The following is a 17078-nucleotide window of genomic DNA, read 5'->3' as shown; positions in this document are numbered from 1 at the left end:
GAAGGGCACGCATGCTGTCTCCGCAGTGAGCGCCCCCAGCCACCCGATTGGGGTGGCCGGGTCGGCTGCGATTGCCCACACATCCGTCACGTACTCGCTGACGGTCTCCACGCAGTCCATCTTCTCCGCGGGAGTCGGGTTGGAGGACCCTTCTATACCCACGAGTCCGCCTTGCAGTTCTGGGGCCATTTTGCTGGCGTCGATGATGAATACCCGCATCTCACTCACTCCCAAGGTCGATCGTTTTGAGTGCCTTTCCGGCGGGTGATCGAGAGCGAGTGGGAGGCGCGCAGTGCCGGGACCGTGGAGTACCGGGGGAGCGCGCGGAGGAGGATACGCCGCGAAAGCCCGGCACGGAGCACCGGGAGCGAGCTACGATCGGGCGGCGGAAAGGCCCTCAAACCTCGAGAAGGCAGCGCCGCAAGCGGCGTCCTCGCCTGCGCGCTTGTGGTCTCACTCAGGCGTGTCGGAACGTTGCGGATTGGGGGCGCTGCTCGTCAGGGTCGGACCCTCCAGCTAGGGTGACGATCATGGAAAGCGGACTTGTGATTGCGCTCGTCGGCCTTGGCGGGACAGTGTTTGGTGCTCTCATCGGGGCGGTGGCGACCGCCGGCCTTGCAGCCCGCAACACGTGGAAGGTCGAGAGGCGAGCAGCCGTTCGCAGTGCAGCCGACGAGCTACTCACGGCCCTGGGCGCGGTTCGAGAGCTGGCGCGACGCTCGTTGCCGGTGAACTCGATCGAAAGCGCAGACGTCTCAACGGCTATGACTGTTTGGGGTGATGCTGCGCTCAGGAGTGAAGGTCACCTCTCTTCGGATGCGACCCACGTGGGACGCAGTGTTGTCGATGCACTTGCGGAGCACGTTGGCATTGCGGCGCGCGCTCACCGCGACCCGAGGTGGGGCTCTTCTCCGCTTGGCGCCCTCACTGAGGACGGCCGCGACACCGCGATTGCTTATATCGACCATGTCAGCGCCTGGGTCATCCGTAGCAAACAGAAGGGCAGCTGGCTTCCCGCACCCAAGCGTTATCACATGTGGGTCCGCGGGTATGAGCGAATGCGGTCTGAGCCGATGCCCAGCCGCCTGGACTGGCTAACGAGTCGACTTCATAGCGAGCGTTCAGCGAATTAGCCGACCCAGCGCAGGCTACTGTTCGCGGCCGATTTCTGTGCTGATAGCGCCGCTAGCCGCACTCTGACACCCGTCATCGCGCGATGCACGTTTGGGGATCCTTCCGAGCGTCGGCCGCGATTCGGAGTGGAGCAGCTGCCTATGATGTCGCCGTGTCCCGTGACTTCACCGCCGAGGAACAAATACTTCTTCGCTTTCTAACTGCTGGCGAGGGTCCGATAGCGACGCTCGCGCGAGTACAGGTTGACGCAGCCAAGTTCCTTGATTACTGGGGTTTGGGTGATCAAAGCTTCGAGATCGAGCCAGCGCAGGGTGTTCCTCCACTTCCAACCGGAGATGGAATCTACGAGCCCTCAGATAAGTACTTCACCTTGGCGTCAGACGAACAAGGTGGCTTGATGCTGTGGGTCAAATCTGGCTTGATCACTTCGCTTGAGGTCTATTGGTATGGGGACCAGATACCGAGACTGCCCTTGCCCGATGAGGTCGCAGACACGCCAAACCTTCGCTGAGACGCCTCGACTACGCGAGACGGTCGATCAACAGGACATCCGGGGGCTCAGTGCCCGCTCGCGGGGCATGCGTGACGCCTCGAGCCGCCGATTCCCGCAAGGCCCGCCCGCAAATGCGGCCGGTTGTGGTGCCTCAACGCAATTTGCGGAACATGCTTACCGGTCACACCCGCGCATCCTTTAGGCCGCATCATCGAACCGCGCATCGCAACGAGCTCCGGGACCGATAACCGCTCCAGGTCGGGGCACGAAACTTCATGCTCGAGACGTTCACACCGGGCCAGCGAGGGTCGTTCCACTTAAGTGCCTACGTGCATTTGCTTTTCCTTTTAATCCTCCTTCCTCGCCTTGGGTCTCTATATCTGGCCTTACCTGTCTCCCCTTGTTCCTCTCGTGTTGTCTTCCGTAGTCCTTGGTTTCTTTTTCATTCGGGTCTATTCCCTTTCGTTCTCGCCCTCAGCGGATCGGGGTTAAACTGCCAGACTGCATCGAAAGAAACCCGTCGGGGACGTGGTCTTTCAGTAATCTCGGGTAGACCGCCGAATCCCCCAGAACCGGTTGACGGGTGGGACCGCTCGACAATGCGTGGTCGGCAACCGGTGGCTTCCGGTCACCGCTAAGCGTTCTGCTACCGGCGCACAACCCGGATCAGATTCGTGACTACGCCGCTTACCGTCACAGTCGTGTACCTAGCTTCGCCAAGCAACACGCATTCGGAAACTCGCGCAGCGCGTTCGTGAAATAGTTGAACTACTGGGCTGCCTAAAGGCGTGCATCGTGCCGACAGAGCACCCTTTCGCCAACGAGGCCTGTTCGAACCGCAGCAGAATTGGCGACACGCACGGCACCAGGAGTATGTCCAGATGCGGTGCTCGCGTGGGGCAAGATGGAGTGCCCACCCCGGACCAGAAGCCGCACATCCGCAGTGATGAGAACGAGAGAAACTTCGTGAGTATCCAGACCATTGCCCCACACGGCGGCTTCGCCATTGTCCCTCCGGGCAAGGTCCTCGACTACATCGATGGTGTAACGCTCCGGCAGGACACTCCAGAGGAGTATGTCCGTCAGGAGATCCTAAAATCCCTCGTACGCGAGTATGGCTATGACAAAGCAGACATCCGTGTCGAGTTCCCGATCAAGTTCGGCAGCCGTCGCGTTCGCGTCGACATCGTCGTATTCCCCCCAGGGCTGAAGGCCACCGAGCAGACCCAGTCGAGCGCCTGGCTCATTATCGAGTGCAAGAACGACAAAGTGCGGCCGTCGATGAAGAAAGACGGCGTCGAGCAGATGCTCAGCTACATGGCTGCTTGTCCGAACGTTGAGGTCGGCATGTGGACCAATGGCGAGGACATGTCCAGCTATGCATTCGAGGTGGACGCCTCTGGAAAGCGGATCGAGGTAGAGATCCCTGATATCCCGCACAGCGGAGATACCGCCGATGCAGGCACGCCCCGATTCGACCAACTCCGGCCCGCGGCGTCGGACTCGTTGCTGTTCGCATTTCGCCGCGCGCACAGCTACACATCGCAGGCAACCAGGGCATGCAGAAGCCCGAAGCGTTCTGGGAGTTGCTAAAGCTCATCTTCTGCAAGATTCAGGACGAACGCGACTCGGCCTCGCCACAGTTCTATGCCACGCCTAAAGAGCGTCAGAACATGACGGGCCTGATGCGCTGCGCGAGCCGTATAGGGAAGCTCTTCGAGACCGTCGTGAGGCAGTACCCGCAGATCTTCAAACCGACCGAGCAGATCGAGCTCGAACCGAAGGTACTCGCGTACATCGTCACCCAGTTGCAGATGTTCTCGCTCCTCGATTCGGATGTCGACGTCAAGGGCAAGGCGTATGAGGAAGTCGTCGGCTCGAACCTCCGCGGGGATCGCGGTGAGTTCTTCACGCCGCGCAACGTCTGCAACATGATGGTCAACATGCTGGACCCGAGCGATAGGGACCTTATCCTCGACCCCGCGCGTGGCACAGGGGGCTTCCTCATTGCCGCAATGAACCACGTTCTCGCGTCGCTCAAACGAGATGTCCGCGAGTCCGGCCGTAGCCGCCAGCTCCAGGTGAATATTCGCTTCTCTGAGCGCCACGAGTATTGGGGTTGAGCGCGACTTGCTCGTGGACGCGATCGCGTTGTTGAGCGCCACCGGATATTGGGGTTCGGCGCCGTCTTTCTAGGCTCCTTCTGCCGCGTGGCTGATCACACGGCAGAAGGAGTAGTTCGGATGGTACGCAGGATCAAGGCGAAGCTGGTGCTGAGGCTTCGCGCGGAGGGGCTCACGGGTCGGCAGATCGCGGCGCAGGGCATGTCCAGGCACTCGGTGACGGCGGTGCTCGACGCCGCTGACCGGGAGGGCATCGGCTGGGACGACATCGTCGAGCTCGAGGAAGCGGACGTGTATGCGCGGCTGTTCCCAGGGCGTGGTGATTACGAGAGTGTTCACGCGCAGCCGGACTGGGACCGGGTGCATCGGGAGCTCGCCCGGGTCGGGGTGACGTTGAAGCTGCTGCATGGTGAGTACGTCGACGCTTGCCGGAGCAAGGGGGAGACGGCGATGGGGTACGACCGATTCTGCAAGTCGTATCAGCGTCACGTGCTGGTGATCGGCGCGTCGTCGCGGGTTGGACACAAGGCGGGGCAGACGGTCGAGGTCGACTGGTCCGGGAAGACGATGCAGCTGACCGATCCGGTCACCGGGCAGCAGACGAGGGTGTACTTGTTCGTCGCGACGCTGCCGTTCTCGAGGTATTCGTTCGTCGAGCCGGCCCTGGATATGAAGCAGGACACCTGGTTGCGCGCGAACGCGGCGATGTTCGACTGGTTCGGGGGCAGCGTCCCGCGGATCGTCCCTGACAACCTGAAGACGGGAGTGATCAAGCACCCCGCTGAGGGCGAGGTCGTGCTCAACGACGCGTATCGGGAGCTCGCCGCGCACTACTCCGCGGCGGTGCTGCCGGGCCGGCTCGCGAAGCCGAAAGACAAGGCGAGCGTCGAGGGCACCGTCGGGAACGTCGCCACCTCGGTGATCGCGACGCTGCGCAACAGGGCTTTCGCGACGCTGTCGGAACTGCGCGTCGCGATCCATGAGCGGGTCACCGCTTACAACGCCGAGCCGTTCCAGAAGCGCGCCGGATCGAGGCTTTCCGTGTTCGAGGCGGAGGAGAAGCCGCTGCTGAGGCCGCTGCCGGCGGTTCCGTTCGAGATCTCCCAGTGGCGCTATGGACGCAAGGTCCAGAAGAACGGGCACGTGGTGTTCGAGCGGAACTTCTACTCCGTCCCCTACGAGCACATCGGCCGGTCCGTCGACCTGCGGATCACGGACAGCACCCTGGAGGTGTTCGCCGGGGACCAGCGGCTCACCAGTCACCTCCTCGCCCCCGCGGGGGTGATCAACGAGTACCGGACGCATGACAGCGACCTGCCCGACGGGCCCCGCTACCAGCAGATGGACCCTCAACGGGCGCGGGAATGGGCGGCGAGGATCGGGGAGAACACCACCACGATCGTGAACCGCATCTTCGAGTCCGTGCCCGTCGATGAGCAGGGCCTGGACGCTGCGCTGGCAGTGCTGCGGATGACGAGACGCTACTCCGCGGCACGGGTCGAGGCGGCGGCCGGCATCGCGCTGCAGTCGCGGGTGAGGTCGCCGCGGTATGCGCATCTGCGACCGATCCTGGAGTCGAACCAGGAGCAGACCGGCAGGCGACAGCCAAGGTTCGAACCGAGTGCTTGGGAGGAACCGGCCGGGTATGTCCGCGGCGCCGACTACTACGCGGGAGGCACCCGATGAGCCGGCTCGATGCGGAGACGAAGCGGAAGCTGCGGGAGATGGGCGTCCCCGCCCTGATCGACGCGTTCGACGTCCAGGACGACACCCTCACCATGGGGTTGGTGTTCGAAGAGCGCATCAAGCTCGCCGTCGACGACGCCCACGCCGCGTTCACCCACTCGAAGGTCGAGGGGCTGATCCGGCGGGCGGGGCTGCGATACCCGAACGCGGACCTGCGCCGCGTCGATCTGCTCGAACAGCGCGGCCTGGACCGGGGTGTGATCGCGCAGCTCGGGACCTGTCAGTTCATCACCCGGCACATGAACGTCGTGTTCCAAGGCTTCACCGGCTCCGGGAAGTCCTACCTCGGGTCCGCGTTGGCGAAACAGGCGTGTCAGCACCGCTACCGGGCGCACTACATCCGCATGCCCGACCTCGAAGAGACCTGGGCCGCCGCGAAAGACCGCCCCGCGGGCAGGGAGAAGTGGCTGCGGAAGTACTCCACGTTCACGCTGCTGGTGATCGACGAGTGGTTGCTCGACCCGCCCACCGACGACGTCCGGTCCATGCTGCTCGAGCTCCTCGAGAGGCGTTACGACGCGACCTCGACGGTGTTCTGCACCCAATACGCGAAGAAGGACTGGCACCAGCGCCTCGGCGGCGGGGTCCATGCCGACGCGATCATGGACCGCATCGTCCACAACACCCTCTGGATCGAGACCGGCGACGTCAACATGCGCGAGCAGACCGCCGCCGCGGCCGGCTGAAACCGGGCCGGTGAGCGTCGCGCCCGCGGGGGTGGCGCTCACCGGCAATACCAGTGGCCCCGAGAGTGAATATCGACTGGCGCTCAACCGCAATAATCAGTGGCGCTCACGACTCCAAATACTCACCAGGACGAGACGCTTCGGGACCGCAAAAAGTTCTTCCTCGAAAACAAGCTCGTAGGCCTGGACTTCAACCCGAATCTCGTGCGCGCGACCAAGATGAACATGGTCATGAACAACGACGGCTCCGGGGGACTCTTCCAGGCGAACTCACTCGACAACCCGACCCGATGGACCGAAGACCTGCGGCACCGTGACCTCATCGGGTCGGTAGACGTCATCCTCACGAACCCACCCTTCGGGTCGAAGATTCCCATCGATGAGCCCGCGATCCTCGAACAGTTCGATCTCGGCCACCAATGGGATTATGACGAGGAGCAGGACGTCTGGGTGAAGACCACAAAGACGACCTCACGGCCGCCGGAGATCCTGTTCATCGAGCGTTGCATCCAACTCTTGAAGCCCGGCACGGGACGGGCCGCCCTTGTGCTCCCGGACGGCATCCTCGGAAGTCCCGGGCTCGGTTTCGTGCGGCAGTGGATCCTGACGTACGCCACTGTGCTCGCATCGGTCGACTTGCACGCGGACACCTTCCAGCCGGGCACCAGCGTTCAGACGTCTGTGCTCGTCCTACAGCGCAAGTCTGAACAACAGGTTCGAGATGAAATTGCGGCCGGTCGGATCAAGGATTACGACATCTTCATGGCCATCTGCGACCACATTGGCCACGACAAGCGTGGAAACGCAGTCTTCATGCGCGACGAACAGGGCTACGAGATCGTACGGGAGACCGAGGACGCAGTCACGACCGCGGCGGACGGCGACGATGGTGAGCAGAAGCACCTTGCCAAAGAGAGAGTGGTCGACGACAACACGCAGGCGATCGCTGAGGAGTTCCGGGCATGGCTCAAAACCCTCTGAGGCAGGATCTAGCGGCCCAGCCTGACAGCGGTGATGTCGCGCCTCCGGTCCTGTGGGCTCTAGTGGACTCCCGGGTTCTCACTCGTGGTGACCGCCGACTCGAGGCATCCACGTTCCTGACCGATGGGTATGGACTCCGTCAGGGGTTGGAGGTCGTGCCGTCGACCCGGCCGATGTCCCAAATGGCAGACGTGTGGCAGCCGTTGCGACTCAAGGGTTTTCAGGTCGACCCCGGGAAGGGACTCCCGTTCCTGTCGGCAGGGCAGGTCTTTGAGAGCCAGCCCCGCGTGCGAAAGTGGCTCGCCGCCGCGATGGTCCCGCGTTCCGAGACTCGCTACCTGCAACCTGACTGGATCATGATGTCCTGCTCTGGCGAGGTGGGACGAGTGACCGCGGTCTACGATGAGCACCTCAACAAGGTGATCACCCACGACTTGCTACGCATCGTGCCTCGTGACCCTGCCGACTACGGCTGGCTCTATGCCTACATGAAGACGCCGACCTTCTTCGCCATTGCTCGAAGCTCCCAGTACGGTCACATGATCAAGCACCTGGAGCCAGATCATGTCCTCCGAATGCCCGTCGCGATGCCCGACGTCGAGATTCGAAGTCGGATCGGGCGCGACGCGGAACACGCACTCCGCATGCGACGGTCGGCCCGGAAGCTTCAGGCACAGGCCGATGAGATCTACGCCGCAACGATCAACCCAAGTGGCGTACCGGTCGATGACTCGGTCTCCTCCACGGTGCGCGCATCGAGCCTCGTCGCGGGGCGTCGCCGGCTGGAGGGGCAGTTCCACCGGGCCGATGTGCTGAAAGTCGAGGAGCTGGTCAGGGCCGCAAGCAAAACCGTGCAGCCGTTGTACGAGGTGGTGAAATCCGTGACTATGTCGAATCGCTTCAAGCGCTATTTCGGCGACAACGGTACGACCTATCGCTCTGCGAGCGAACTGTTCGATGTGAACCCGGCCGTTACGAAGCGGATCCATGCTGGATTACTGGAAAATGCCGATACCTACATGCTTCGCCCAGGCGAGATGATCATGGCCCGGTCAGGACAAACCTATGGACTCCTTGGCAGAACGATGGTCCTCAACGAGAACCACGAGGGAAGCTTCGGGAGCGAAGACTTGATTCGCATCGTCCCCGACGAGTCAAAGGCGCGAACCGGCTACCTCCACACCGTTCTCAACCACGTTCAGTATGGGCGGCCTCGAGTGGTGAGATTCGCGTCCGGTACCTCCGTGCCGCATCTGGACCCGCCGGACATTCGCGAAGTACTGATTCCGCGTTTCGACTCTGCGCGGGAGGACGAAATTGCCGACCTCAGCGAGGAAGCCACTCGGCTCGCAGCGGAAGCCGACCGACTGGAGACTGCAGCTGTGAAGGCTGCGGACGATGCCATAGCTGCCCTTACGGGGCGACACGGATCGCTGCACTTAGTGGGCAACGACAAGTGAGAGCCCGTCCGGACCTTCGCGATGGGTCAGTGCCCATTGCCCGCTTGGTCTCGGAATGACAGGATTCACCGATGGGCATCTTTGACTCCATTTCCCGCGCATTCGGCGGCCTAAGCTCGCTGTCCGATGCGGAGCTCGAAGAGAAGCGCGAGGCGCTTCGGCTGCGTTATGTGGCCAGCCGAGATGTCGACGAGGCGACAGAGCTCTACAACGAGTTGTACCGCTACGACGATGAGATGACGCGTCGCGCGAATGAGGCCTGCGCCCGCGACAATCCGGACGCAACCACCAGGTACCGCGAGCACGGCTTCCGAACGACAATTCGCGTAGCTACATTTCACAACCGGCGGCGTTCGACTGATGCAGTAACGTTAGAGATGCCCTGATACATCAAGAATTCTAGCTTTCAACAGGGCGGAATTTGCCCACAATTTGCCCACAATCGAGTGAGTTCCTATGTGATCGCAGTCATCCCAATGGGGTCGAAAAGCGCGGAATTCCGCGGTTTTTGGCGTCACGCAGACGGTGCTTAAAAGGTGGTCGCAGTTCTCGAGTCCCTCCAGTGTTTTGACGCACGGGAAATGCGTGCGCGATCCTCCTGCGTCTGGCGCGAGGCGCCCTTTACGCTCGCGCGTTGACTGCTTAGTCGATGGCAGGCTGGACGCATGCGGCGCGAGATCACGAGCCTCGACTTCGAGACCACGGGGATCGTCCTCGATCCGGTCACTCAAGTCGAGTTGACCATCCCCGCGTTCAGCAATGCTGACTCGACCGTTGTCCGCGAGGCGAAGCGGGGCTCGGGGGAGTTGCGCCGCGTCAGGTTCTTTCCGGATCACGGCCATCGCTGGCCCCTCTGGGACTCGTCCGTTGGGTACACCGCCGGCCCCGAGGATTTCGGCCTGAGCGGCGAACTCACTCAGGCCCTTCGCCACTGGTGCGACGAGTGGGAGCTTGCGGTCGGCGCGGGAGAGCCGTGGAAGGATCCAGTCGCGCAGCGGGCGTGGGAGGAGCGTGGCGACCTGCTCGCTCTGCGGCTTGCAGAGGAGGTCTGGGACTTCGCGATCGTTCACGCGGAGCACCGCGACTAGGTGATGTCCGGGATGACGGGCAATGCTGTCACTTCGAGTGGTCAGCAGACGTTGCGATCGGACGGGAATGATGCGATCAGCTTTTCTCGCCAACCCCTCCTACTTTTAGCGCGAACGATATATCGTTAACTATCGTTACCGACTCACCGAGGAGGAACATCATGAGCGGAACATTCGCCGGCGGCGGAGGCTGGGGCAACATGAGCCCGGACGGCCTTTTTCAGGCCTTCGATCAGCTGCGGTCGCAGTTCGAGAAGAAGGTGAACACGCGGATGGGGCGCGGTGACGTGCGCTCCGCCGTGCTCGCGCTGCTCGCCGAGAAGCCCATGCACGGGTATCAGATCATCCGGGAGATCGAGGAGCGCAGCGGCGGGAGCTGGAAACCGTCGGCCGGGTCCGTCTACCCGACCCTTCAGTTGCTCGCGGATGAGGGGCTCATCACGGCTGAGGAGTCCAACGGGCGCAAGACCTACGCGCTCACCGAGGAGGGCCGCGCGGCCGCCGAGGAGGCCGGGCCGGCGCCGTGGGCTCCCGACCAGAAGAGCGAGAGCACCGGGACGCCGTGGGGTCCGGGGAACTGGAGCGGCGGGCACAATCCGTTCGACTCCGAGCTGGCCAAGGCGGGGGTCTCGCTCGCGCAGGCGGCCGCTCAGGTGCGGCGCACGGGCACGCCCGAGCAGATCAAGGAGGCCGCGGCGGTCCTCGACGAGGCGCGGCGGAAGCTGTACTCGATCCTCGCCCAGGACGCCCAGGACTGAGCGGGTGGCGGCGCCCGACGCGGCCGGATCAGGCGCGACGACGACACCAGGCACGGACAGCAGGACACCGGCGGCAGCGGGCTCGAGGAAGACTCGGGCCCGCTACCGCCGCATCCTGCGCTTCGCCGCGGCCAACCTCATCCACATCTGGTGGTACGACCTCTTCCTGCCGCGCATCGGGCTCTGGCGCCTCAGCGAACGCGGGCGCACCAAACGGCTGACCGCGTTCGCCCGGCGCTTCCACGACCTCGCGGTCGAGCTCGGCGGGCTGATGATCAAGGTCGGGCAGTTCCTCTCCTCCCGGCTCGACATCCTGCCTCCCGAGATCACCAAGGAGCTCGAAGGGCTGCAGGACGAGGTCCCGGCCGTCCCGTTCGACGCGATCCGACGGTTGGCCGAAGAAGAGCTCGGGATGCCGCTGGACCGCGTGTTCGACAGCATCGACCCCGTTCCGGTCGCGGCGGCCTCCCTCGGGCAGGCGCACCGGGCGCGGCTCGCCGCGCAGGACCGTGAGGACACCGGGCTGGACACGGTCGTCGTGAAGGTCCAGCGGCCGGGGATCGACGCGATCGTCGACGTCGACCTGGCGGCGCTGCGGCGGGTGGGCGGCTGGCTGAAGCGGGTCCGCGTGGTCGCAGACCGGGTGGACATGCCGGCGCTGGTGGAGGAGTTCGCGGCGACCAGCCTGGAGGAGATCGACTACCTCCACGAGGCCAGGAGCGCGGCACGGTTCGCGGAGGACTTCGCCCACGACCCGCGCGTGGCGGTGCCGGAGGTCGTCTGGGAGCGGACCACGCGGCGCGTTCTCACGCTCGAAGACGTGACGGCGGTCAAGATCACCGACGTGGTCGCGCTGCGGGCGGCGGGAATCGACCCGGCGCACGTGGCGCCGGTGTTCGCCTCCGTCATGTTCGACCAGCTGTTCACGAACGGGTTCTTCCACGCCGACCCGCACCCGGGCAACATCTTCGTCACGCCGCGCGTGGCGCAGCCCGGCGACGGGATGGACGCGACCACGGCGCACCCGTGGAAGCTCACGTTCATCGACTTCGGGATGATGGGGGAGGTCCCCGACAGCACGCGCCGCGGCCTCCGCAAACTCCTCATCGCGGCGGCGGCCCGCGACGGCAAAGGGCTCGTCGACGCGATGCGCGAGGTCGGCGTGCTGCTGCCCACCTCCGACACCAGCGAGCTGGAACGGGCCATGACGCAGCTGTTCGCGCGCTTCGGCGGGATGGGCTTCGCCGAGCTGAAGGAGGTCGACCAGCGGGAGTTCCGCGAGTTCGCCACCCAGTTCGGCGACGTGATCCGGTCGCTGCCGTTCCAGCTGCCGGAGCACTTTCTGCTCATCATCCGTGCGATGTCGCTGACCTCCGGGGTGAGCAGCGCGCTCGACCCGGCCTTCAACCTGTGGGACTCGATCGAGCCCTACGCGACGCAGCTGCTGCGCGACGAGAGCGGCAACCTGGTGCGGGATGCCCTCACCGAGGCCAGGTCCATCGCGGGCGTGGCGGTGCGGCTGCCGAAGCGTCTCGACAATGTCATCAACCGCATCGAAGAGGGCAACCTGTCGGTCAAGACCCCGGCGCTCGACCAGCGGATCAGCCGGCTCGAACGCGTCACCCGGCGGCTGATCGCCGCGGTGCTGTTCAGCGGGTTCCTCGTCGCGGGCGCGGTGCTGCTGCCGACCGTGCAGGCGTTCGGGATCGTGCTGATGAGCGTGTCGGCGCTGCCGCTAATCTACGTGCTGATCGGCGGCCGCCGGCGATAGCGGCCCAGCGGCCGACGGTCGGCCGGCGGAGTCAGGCGCCGGTCACCCAGTGCCGCGTCACCGCCTGCACGTGCGCGCCGTCCAAGTCCGCCAGCTTCACGCCGACGAACCGCTGCGCGGCCTCCGACGTCTGCACCCGGGCGGCCGGCTGCGGAACGCTCAGCGTCTCGACGATCACCTCGGCCACGCCGTCCGGCGTCTGCGCGGCGGACGGGTCGAAGGCGGCGGCGGTGCGCGCCAGGTAGGCGTTCAGCGCGCCCTCGTACGGCGTCCCGGCCACGGCCGGCGCCTCCTGCGCGCGCACGTTCGCGACGAACTCGGTCGTCACGGCGCCGGGCTCGATGACGCTGACACTCACGCCGACGGTCGCGGCGACCGGGGTCAGCGACTCCATGAAGCCCTCGACGGCGAACTTCGCCGCGCAGTACGCCTCGTTGAACGGCTGGCCCACGACCCCGCCGACGCTCGACACGGTGACGATCCGGCCGCCGCTCTCGCGCAGCAGCGGCAGCGCCGCCTTGGTGACCGCGACGACGCCGAAGAAGTTGACCTCCATCACGGCCCGCACGGCCTCGACGGACTCCAGCTCGACGGTGCCGAGGTGCCCGGCGCCCGCGTTGTTGAGCAGGGCGTCGAGGCGGCCGTAGGTCGCGCGGATGTGCTCGAAACAGGCCGCGATGGACGCCGGCGACGTCACATCCAGCGGCTGGAGGTCGAGCGTGACCCCCGCGGCCGAGGCCGCCTCCTGCAGCGCGGAGGCCTTGCCGAGGTCGCGCATGGTGGCCACCACGGTGAACCCGTGGCGGGCGGCGGCGACCGCGGTCGCCAGGCCGATACCGGAGGACGTTCCGGTGACGAGAAGAATCGATTCGGTCACGGTGTCATCCTGCCACCCCATCCGGCTTGACACTGAGTGCCGAATCATTCATTCTGTCCAGGCTGCCAACGCCGGTATGCACTTGCACTTGTCACGATGGAGTGTCATGAAGTCGGTTCGCCGTCCTCTCGTCGCGGTGTCCGCCGCACTGGTCCTGGTCGTCCTCCAGGCCGTCCTCGACCCGACCGGACTGCTCGCCCTCGTCGGCTGGTCCGGGGCTCTCCCGTCGACCGCGGGCGTGTGGTCGTACGCTCCGTACGCCGTCTTCCTCCCCGTCCTGCTCGGCATGACCTGGTGGACGGCGCTGCGGGCGGGGGAGCGGTACTGGACGCTCGTGGCCGGGATCGTCCTGGCGGTGCTGCTCGCGCAGGCGGCGGCGTGCCTGGTCATGACGGGGAACCCCGCGGTCAGCGCGTGGGCGGCGGGCTACGTGACGGCGAAGGCGGTCCCGGCTGCGCTGATCGTCGCGGCCGTCGCCCGCTGGTTCGGCGGCCCGACCCGGCGGGTGGTGCACCGCTGCGGGCCGCCGTGGATCCCCGCGGCACTGTTCGCCGCCGCGGCTCCGCTGCTCGCGGGAGTCTGGTGGACCAGCGCCGCCTACGCCCCCGGCGTCCCGGTGGCGCGGCCGGACCGCGGGCCGCTGTCGGTGATCGTCGCGGTGCTGCTGATCGCTCTCGCCACCGCGCTGATCCTGAACCCGCTGCGGCGTCGCGTCCCCGGCGTGCTCGGCGGCTGGCTCGCGGCGCTGGTCGCGGGCGGTCTGGTCGGCGTCGTGCAGGCGATCGTCGCGTTCGCCGTCGACGGCGGGCTCGACGGGGACCTCTGGCCCGGGATGGCGGCCTACGTGGCCATCGCCGACGGGCTGTCGTTCGGCGCGTGCCTGGGCTGGGTCGTCGGGGTCGGCGCGCTCGTCGTGGAACGCATCCCCGCCGCCGGGCGCGTGCGGGTGGCGCAGGCGGCGGCTGCGGCGATCGTCGCGATCGCGGTGGCGGTCGCGGTCGTGGTGCCCTCCGGGACCTCGGCGTCGGCGTCCGCCGCCGGAGCGGGCGAGGCGCCCGCCGGGTTCCTCCGCGCCTCCGGGAGGGTCATCACCGACGGCCGCGGCGACCAGGTGCTGCTGCGCGGGGTCAACGTGAACCAGCTCGTCGACTTCTACCAGCCGACGAAAGGCGTCGCGACAACGCGCCCGCTGACCGAGGCCGACTTCGCCGGGATCGCGGCGCAGGGCTTCAACGTGGTGCGGCTCAACCTGTCCTGGTCGACGCTCGAACCGCAGCGCGGGACGCTGTCGGGCTCGTACCTGTCGACGATCAAGCAGGCCGTCGGCTGGGCGGGCGAGCACGGCCTCTACATCGTCCTCGACATGCACCAGGACGGCTGGTGGAAGGGCGCGACGACCTCCGGAACGGACTGCCGGCCCGGCACCGACCCGATGTGGGGCTACGACGGCGCCCCGGCCTGGGCGACGACCACCGACGGAGCGCCGCGCTGCCAGTTCACCGGCCGCGACATCTCCCCGGCAGGCGACCGCGCGTTCCAGAACTTCTACTTCGACACCTCCGGGGTGCAGTCCGCGCTCGTGGCGACGTGGGGGAAGCTCGCCGCGGAGTTCCGGGACGACCCGACGGTGGCCGGCTACGACCTCCTCAACGAGCCGGGCTTCGGCGAGACGGCGCCGGTCACGACGTCGTACCTGCTCGGCCGGTTCTACGACCGGGCGATCGGGGCGATCCGCGCGGCCGGGTCGCAGCAGCTCGTCGTGGTGGAGCCGAGCATCCTCTGGTCCGGGCTCGGCTTCGACAGCGGGCCGACGCCGGGCTTCACGACCGACCGGAACATCGTCTTCTCACCGCACCTCTACGCCGAGTCGATCACGATGGACCGCTCGCTCGGCCTCCCGCCGATCGTCGGCATCGACCGGCAGTTCACGCTCGCGCAGCGGGTCGCCGACGAGTACGGTGCGCCGCTGTGGTCGGGGGAGTACGGCTACTGGGGCGACACCGCCGACGTGGACGCCCGGCTCGCCCGCTACGCGCAGGCCGAGGACGCGGCCCGGCTCGGCGGCGCCTACTGGGTGTGGAAGCAGGCCTGCGGCGACCCGCAGAACGGGACCGGCCCGACCGGGAACGGCCTGATGGTGCAGGACTGCGCGACCGGAGGCGACGCCCCGCCGCGCGATGACCTCCTCGGCGTCCTCGGCCGGGCCTATCCGCGCTCGGCGCCGGGGACCGTCACCATGCTCACCGCGAAAGGCGCCGACCTGCTCCTGACCGGCCAAGCGACGCAGCTGAGCTGCGGGCTGGAGGTGTGGGTGCCGGGAGCGGCCGAGCCGCACGTGCACTCGACCGGGCTCACGAAGGTGCAGGCGGTCGCGGCTCCGGGCGGCTGGCTGGTGCGCGGGTGCGCCGCGGGGCGGTACACGCTCAATACGAACAGCTGAGGCGGCGCGGCCGGCGCCCAGGCCTCAGTGCTCCGGCAGCGTCACGCGGGAACCGTCGCGGGTGAACCCGCGGGTCGCCTCGTCGTAGGTCGTGTGCGAGCGCTTCGGCGACGAGTCGGCGGGCGGCGGGACCTCGGTGTGCTCCAGGGCGCGGAGCACGAGGGTCTCGACGAGGTGGGACGCCGTGGTGTGGCGGTGGAGGGCGATCCGCACGAGCGCCGCGTACTCCGGCTCGTTCAGATGCAGCTTGAGGGGGATCCCTCCTGGCACGGCGCCGGGGCCGAGGACGGTCGGGCCGGTTGCGGTCGGGCCGGTGGCATTGGCTTCGCTCATGACCGGATTGTGCATCCAGCGGGACCGTCTTGGCTATTCCCGGGATTTTGTCCCCCGGGACTCCCCGCGCCATGTCTTGCCGCGCTCACGGCGACTGGTGCATCATGCCGCCACGGGGGGAGCCGGAAGGTCATCCCTGAGCGTCGCAACCCGAGTCCGGGTGAGCGGCGGCGACCAGAGAGGTGCCGGAGATGACCGAGACTCGAGCGACCGTCGACATGCTCGTCATCGACGCGGCGACGGTCCACGCCCGGGAGCTGACGAGTTAGCCCGGCAGCGCGGGCGACGGCAGGGGTCACGTCATGGGCGACGCGAACGACAGCTTCGTCGCGGTCTTCCTGTACCCCGACGAGTCGGTCGAGAGCTTCAGCAGGCGCCTCCCGATCGTCGGCGCCCGGCCTCCCGCGGTGATCCGTGCGGCGGCGGCGTTCGAGGGGGCGGCGGCGGTCGACGTCTTCCGGCTGGCCGACGCCAGCGCGTGGCCGGAGGCGGCGGCCTACCTCTACGAGGGGACCGTGCCGGGGACCGTGTGGAGGACGGCGACGGCGTCGAGCAGGTGACCACGCCGGACGACTGAAGCGGACGACTGAGGCCGCGCGCCGGCGGCGCCGCCCGGTCAGCGCGGCGTGTACTCGTACACGACCGCCGACCAGTGGTTCTCCAGCTCGTCCCAGGCCGAGTCGTCCATGTAGGCCAGCCGGAACTGCAGGTTGAGCACCGGCCCGAGCACCTCCAGCACGTCGGGCCGGAACGGCAGCTCCGGCGGCAGCCCGATCCCGAAGCTGTGGATGACGCTGTCGTCGGCGGCGCGCAGCCAGACGCCCCAGCCGCGGTCGAGCGGCATCGCGACGACCCGGAAGACGTGCGCGGGGTCGTAGTCGGCGGGGAGCGCGTCCGGGAGGTCCGTCATGCGACCAAACTACACACCCGCGCGGCCACCGCGACCCGTCACCGCGTCACCCCGTGGCGCTCGGGGCTCAGCTCCAGCTGCTCCGGGACGGCCTCCGGCGACCGGTCGCGGCGCACCTCCGCGACCCCGGCGCAGAACGCGCACACGGCGGCCGCCAGCAGCACGATCAGGCCGTCCACCAGCCGGAGCGTGTCCAGGGCGGCCCCCGGTGTCGTCGCGAGGGCCGCCAGGGCGATCAGCGCGACCGCCCCCGCGAACCTGGCGAGCTCCCGCATCCG

18 protein-coding genes are annotated in these 17078 nt (G+C 66.7%); 14 read left to right on the top strand and 4 right to left on the bottom strand.

Translation table 11 applies throughout. The features are described 5' to 3' along the window. Positions 1-521: 521 nt before the first annotated feature. From HNR13_RS15835 to HNR13_RS15785, 12 genes are all read left to right on the top strand, one after another. Positions 522-1133, top strand: coding sequence for a hypothetical protein (locus HNR13_RS15835; protein ID WP_179607305.1), 612 nt, complete (start codon positions 522-524; stop codon positions 1131-1133). A gap of 152 nt (positions 1134-1285) precedes the next feature. Beyond that, a complete protein-coding gene (locus HNR13_RS15830; protein WP_179607303.1) occupies positions 1286-1645 on the top strand; it encodes a hypothetical protein in 360 nt (119 codons plus the stop codon). An 891-nt stretch (positions 1646-2536) separates the two neighbouring features. Further along, a complete protein-coding gene (locus HNR13_RS21315) occupies positions 2537-3220 on the top strand; it encodes a type I restriction enzyme HsdR N-terminal domain-containing protein (RefSeq protein ID WP_218881244.1) in 684 nt (227 codons plus the stop codon). Beyond that, positions 3187-3750 (top strand): N-6 DNA methylase, encoded by a 564-nt coding sequence (locus HNR13_RS21310; RefSeq protein ID WP_218881243.1) that lies wholly within the window; start codon positions 3187-3189, stop codon positions 3748-3750. Before HNR13_RS21315 ends, HNR13_RS21310 begins: the two co-directional genes overlap by 34 nt. A 120-nt stretch (positions 3751-3870) precedes the next feature. After that, positions 3871-5436 (top strand): IS21 family transposase, encoded by a 1566-nt coding sequence (istA, locus tag HNR13_RS15820; RefSeq protein WP_179606604.1) that lies wholly within the window; start codon positions 3871-3873, stop codon positions 5434-5436. Further along, positions 5433-6182, top strand: coding sequence for an ATP-binding protein (locus HNR13_RS15815; RefSeq protein WP_179606606.1), 750 nt, complete (start codon positions 5433-5435; stop codon positions 6180-6182). The genes istA and HNR13_RS15815 overlap by 4 nt, the downstream gene beginning before the upstream one ends. A 99-nt stretch (positions 6183-6281) precedes the next feature. After that, complete coding sequence (locus tag HNR13_RS15810; protein ID WP_179607301.1) at positions 6282-7163, top strand: N-6 DNA methylase; 882 nt, start codon at positions 6282-6284, stop codon at positions 7161-7163. Between the two features lie 182 nt (positions 7164-7345). Continuing rightward, positions 7346-8623 carry a restriction endonuclease subunit S domain-containing protein gene (locus HNR13_RS15805; RefSeq protein WP_179607299.1) on the top strand — a complete coding sequence of 426 codons (1278 nt, stop codon included), beginning with the start codon at positions 7346-7348 and terminating at the stop codon, positions 8621-8623. A gap of 71 nt (positions 8624-8694) precedes the next feature. After that, complete coding sequence (locus tag HNR13_RS15800) at positions 8695-9009, top strand: hypothetical protein (protein ID WP_179607297.1); 315 nt, start codon at positions 8695-8697, stop codon at positions 9007-9009. Between the two features lie 279 nt (positions 9010-9288). Continuing rightward, positions 9289-9711 carry a hypothetical protein gene (locus HNR13_RS15795; protein WP_179607295.1) on the top strand — a complete coding sequence of 141 codons (423 nt, stop codon included), beginning with the start codon at positions 9289-9291 and terminating at the stop codon, positions 9709-9711. A gap of 161 nt (positions 9712-9872) precedes the next feature. After that, positions 9873-10469, top strand: coding sequence for a PadR family transcriptional regulator (locus HNR13_RS15790; protein ID WP_179607293.1), 597 nt, complete (start codon positions 9873-9875; stop codon positions 10467-10469). Between the two features lie 4 nt (positions 10470-10473). Then, entirely contained in the window at positions 10474-12240 is a 1767-nt protein-coding gene (locus HNR13_RS15785; RefSeq protein ID WP_179607291.1) for an AarF/UbiB family protein, read from the top strand. A 31-nt stretch (positions 12241-12271) separates the two neighbouring features. Here the strand turns inward: HNR13_RS15785 and HNR13_RS15780 are convergent, their stop codons facing one another. Further along, a complete protein-coding gene (locus HNR13_RS15780) occupies positions 12272-13117 on the bottom strand; it encodes an SDR family NAD(P)-dependent oxidoreductase (RefSeq protein ID WP_343063583.1) in 846 nt (281 codons plus the stop codon). Positions 13118-13223: 106 nt separating this feature from the next. On the opposite strand from HNR13_RS15780, the gene HNR13_RS15775 reads away from it, so the two are divergent. After that, on the top strand, positions 13224-15557 hold the full coding sequence (locus tag HNR13_RS15775; RefSeq protein WP_179607288.1) for a glycoside hydrolase family 5 protein: 2334 nt from the start codon (positions 13224-13226) through the stop codon (positions 15555-15557). A gap of 24 nt (positions 15558-15581) precedes the next feature. Here the strand turns inward: HNR13_RS15775 and HNR13_RS15770 are convergent, their stop codons facing one another. Further along, a complete protein-coding gene (locus tag HNR13_RS15770; RefSeq protein WP_179607286.1) occupies positions 15582-15890 on the bottom strand; it encodes a hypothetical protein in 309 nt (102 codons plus the stop codon). A gap of 302 nt (positions 15891-16192) precedes the next feature. Between HNR13_RS15770 and HNR13_RS15765 the strand changes: the two genes are divergently transcribed. Then, a complete protein-coding gene (locus tag HNR13_RS15765) occupies positions 16193-16450 on the top strand; it encodes a hypothetical protein (RefSeq protein ID WP_246312788.1) in 258 nt (85 codons plus the stop codon). A 56-nt stretch (positions 16451-16506) separates the two neighbouring features. Here the strand turns inward: HNR13_RS15765 and HNR13_RS15760 are convergent, their stop codons facing one another. After that, complete coding sequence (locus tag HNR13_RS15760) at positions 16507-16800, bottom strand: hypothetical protein (RefSeq protein ID WP_179607284.1); 294 nt, start codon at positions 16798-16800, stop codon at positions 16507-16509. Positions 16801-16838: 38 nt separating this feature from the next. Continuing rightward, positions 16839-17075, bottom strand: coding sequence for a hypothetical protein (locus HNR13_RS15755; RefSeq protein ID WP_179607282.1), 237 nt, complete (start codon positions 17073-17075; stop codon positions 16839-16841). Positions 17076-17078 lie beyond the last annotated feature (3 nt).

The sequence above is a fragment of the Leifsonia shinshuensis genome (genome assembly GCF_013410375.1).
In the GTDB taxonomy this organism is placed as follows: Bacteria; Actinomycetota; Actinomycetes; order Actinomycetales; family Microbacteriaceae; genus Leifsonia; species Leifsonia shinshuensis.
Note: the sequence above shows the minus strand (reverse complement) of the source record. Positions and strands in the feature narration are given on the sequence as shown.

What these genes read in the sequence shown, in the direction of transcription:
- HNR13_RS15795 (WP_179607295.1), top strand. Translation starts at nt 9,289, where the DNA reads ATGCGGCGCGAGATCACGAGCCTCGACTTCGAGACCACGGGGATCGTC.
- HNR13_RS15775 (WP_179607288.1), top strand. Translation starts at nt 13,224, where the DNA reads ATGAAGTCGGTTCGCCGTCCTCTCGTCGCGGTGTCCGCCGCACTGGTC.
- HNR13_RS15770 (WP_179607286.1), bottom strand. Translation starts at nt 15,890, where the DNA reads ATGAGCGAAGCCAATGCCACCGGCCCGACCGCAACCGGCCCGACCGTC.
- HNR13_RS15765 (WP_246312788.1), top strand. Translation starts at nt 16,193, where the DNA reads ATGGGCGACGCGAACGACAGCTTCGTCGCGGTCTTCCTGTACCCCGAC.
- HNR13_RS15805 (WP_179607299.1), top strand. Translation starts at nt 7,346, where the DNA reads ATGGCAGACGTGTGGCAGCCGTTGCGACTCAAGGGTTTTCAGGTCGAC.
- HNR13_RS15815 (WP_179606606.1), top strand. Translation starts at nt 5,433, where the DNA reads ATGAGCCGGCTCGATGCGGAGACGAAGCGGAAGCTGCGGGAGATGGGC.
- HNR13_RS15760 (WP_179607284.1), bottom strand. Translation starts at nt 16,800, where the DNA reads ATGACGGACCTCCCGGACGCGCTCCCCGCCGACTACGACCCCGCGCAC.
- HNR13_RS15800 (WP_179607297.1), top strand. Translation starts at nt 8,695, where the DNA reads ATGGGCATCTTTGACTCCATTTCCCGCGCATTCGGCGGCCTAAGCTCG.
- HNR13_RS15755 (WP_179607282.1), bottom strand. Translation starts at nt 17,075, where the DNA reads ATGCGGGAGCTCGCCAGGTTCGCGGGGGCGGTCGCGCTGATCGCCCTG.
- HNR13_RS21310 (WP_218881243.1), top strand. Translation starts at nt 3,187, where the DNA reads ATGCAGAAGCCCGAAGCGTTCTGGGAGTTGCTAAAGCTCATCTTCTGC.
- HNR13_RS15790 (WP_179607293.1), top strand. Translation starts at nt 9,873, where the DNA reads ATGAGCGGAACATTCGCCGGCGGCGGAGGCTGGGGCAACATGAGCCCG.
- istA (WP_179606604.1), top strand. Translation starts at nt 3,871, where the DNA reads ATGGTACGCAGGATCAAGGCGAAGCTGGTGCTGAGGCTTCGCGCGGAG.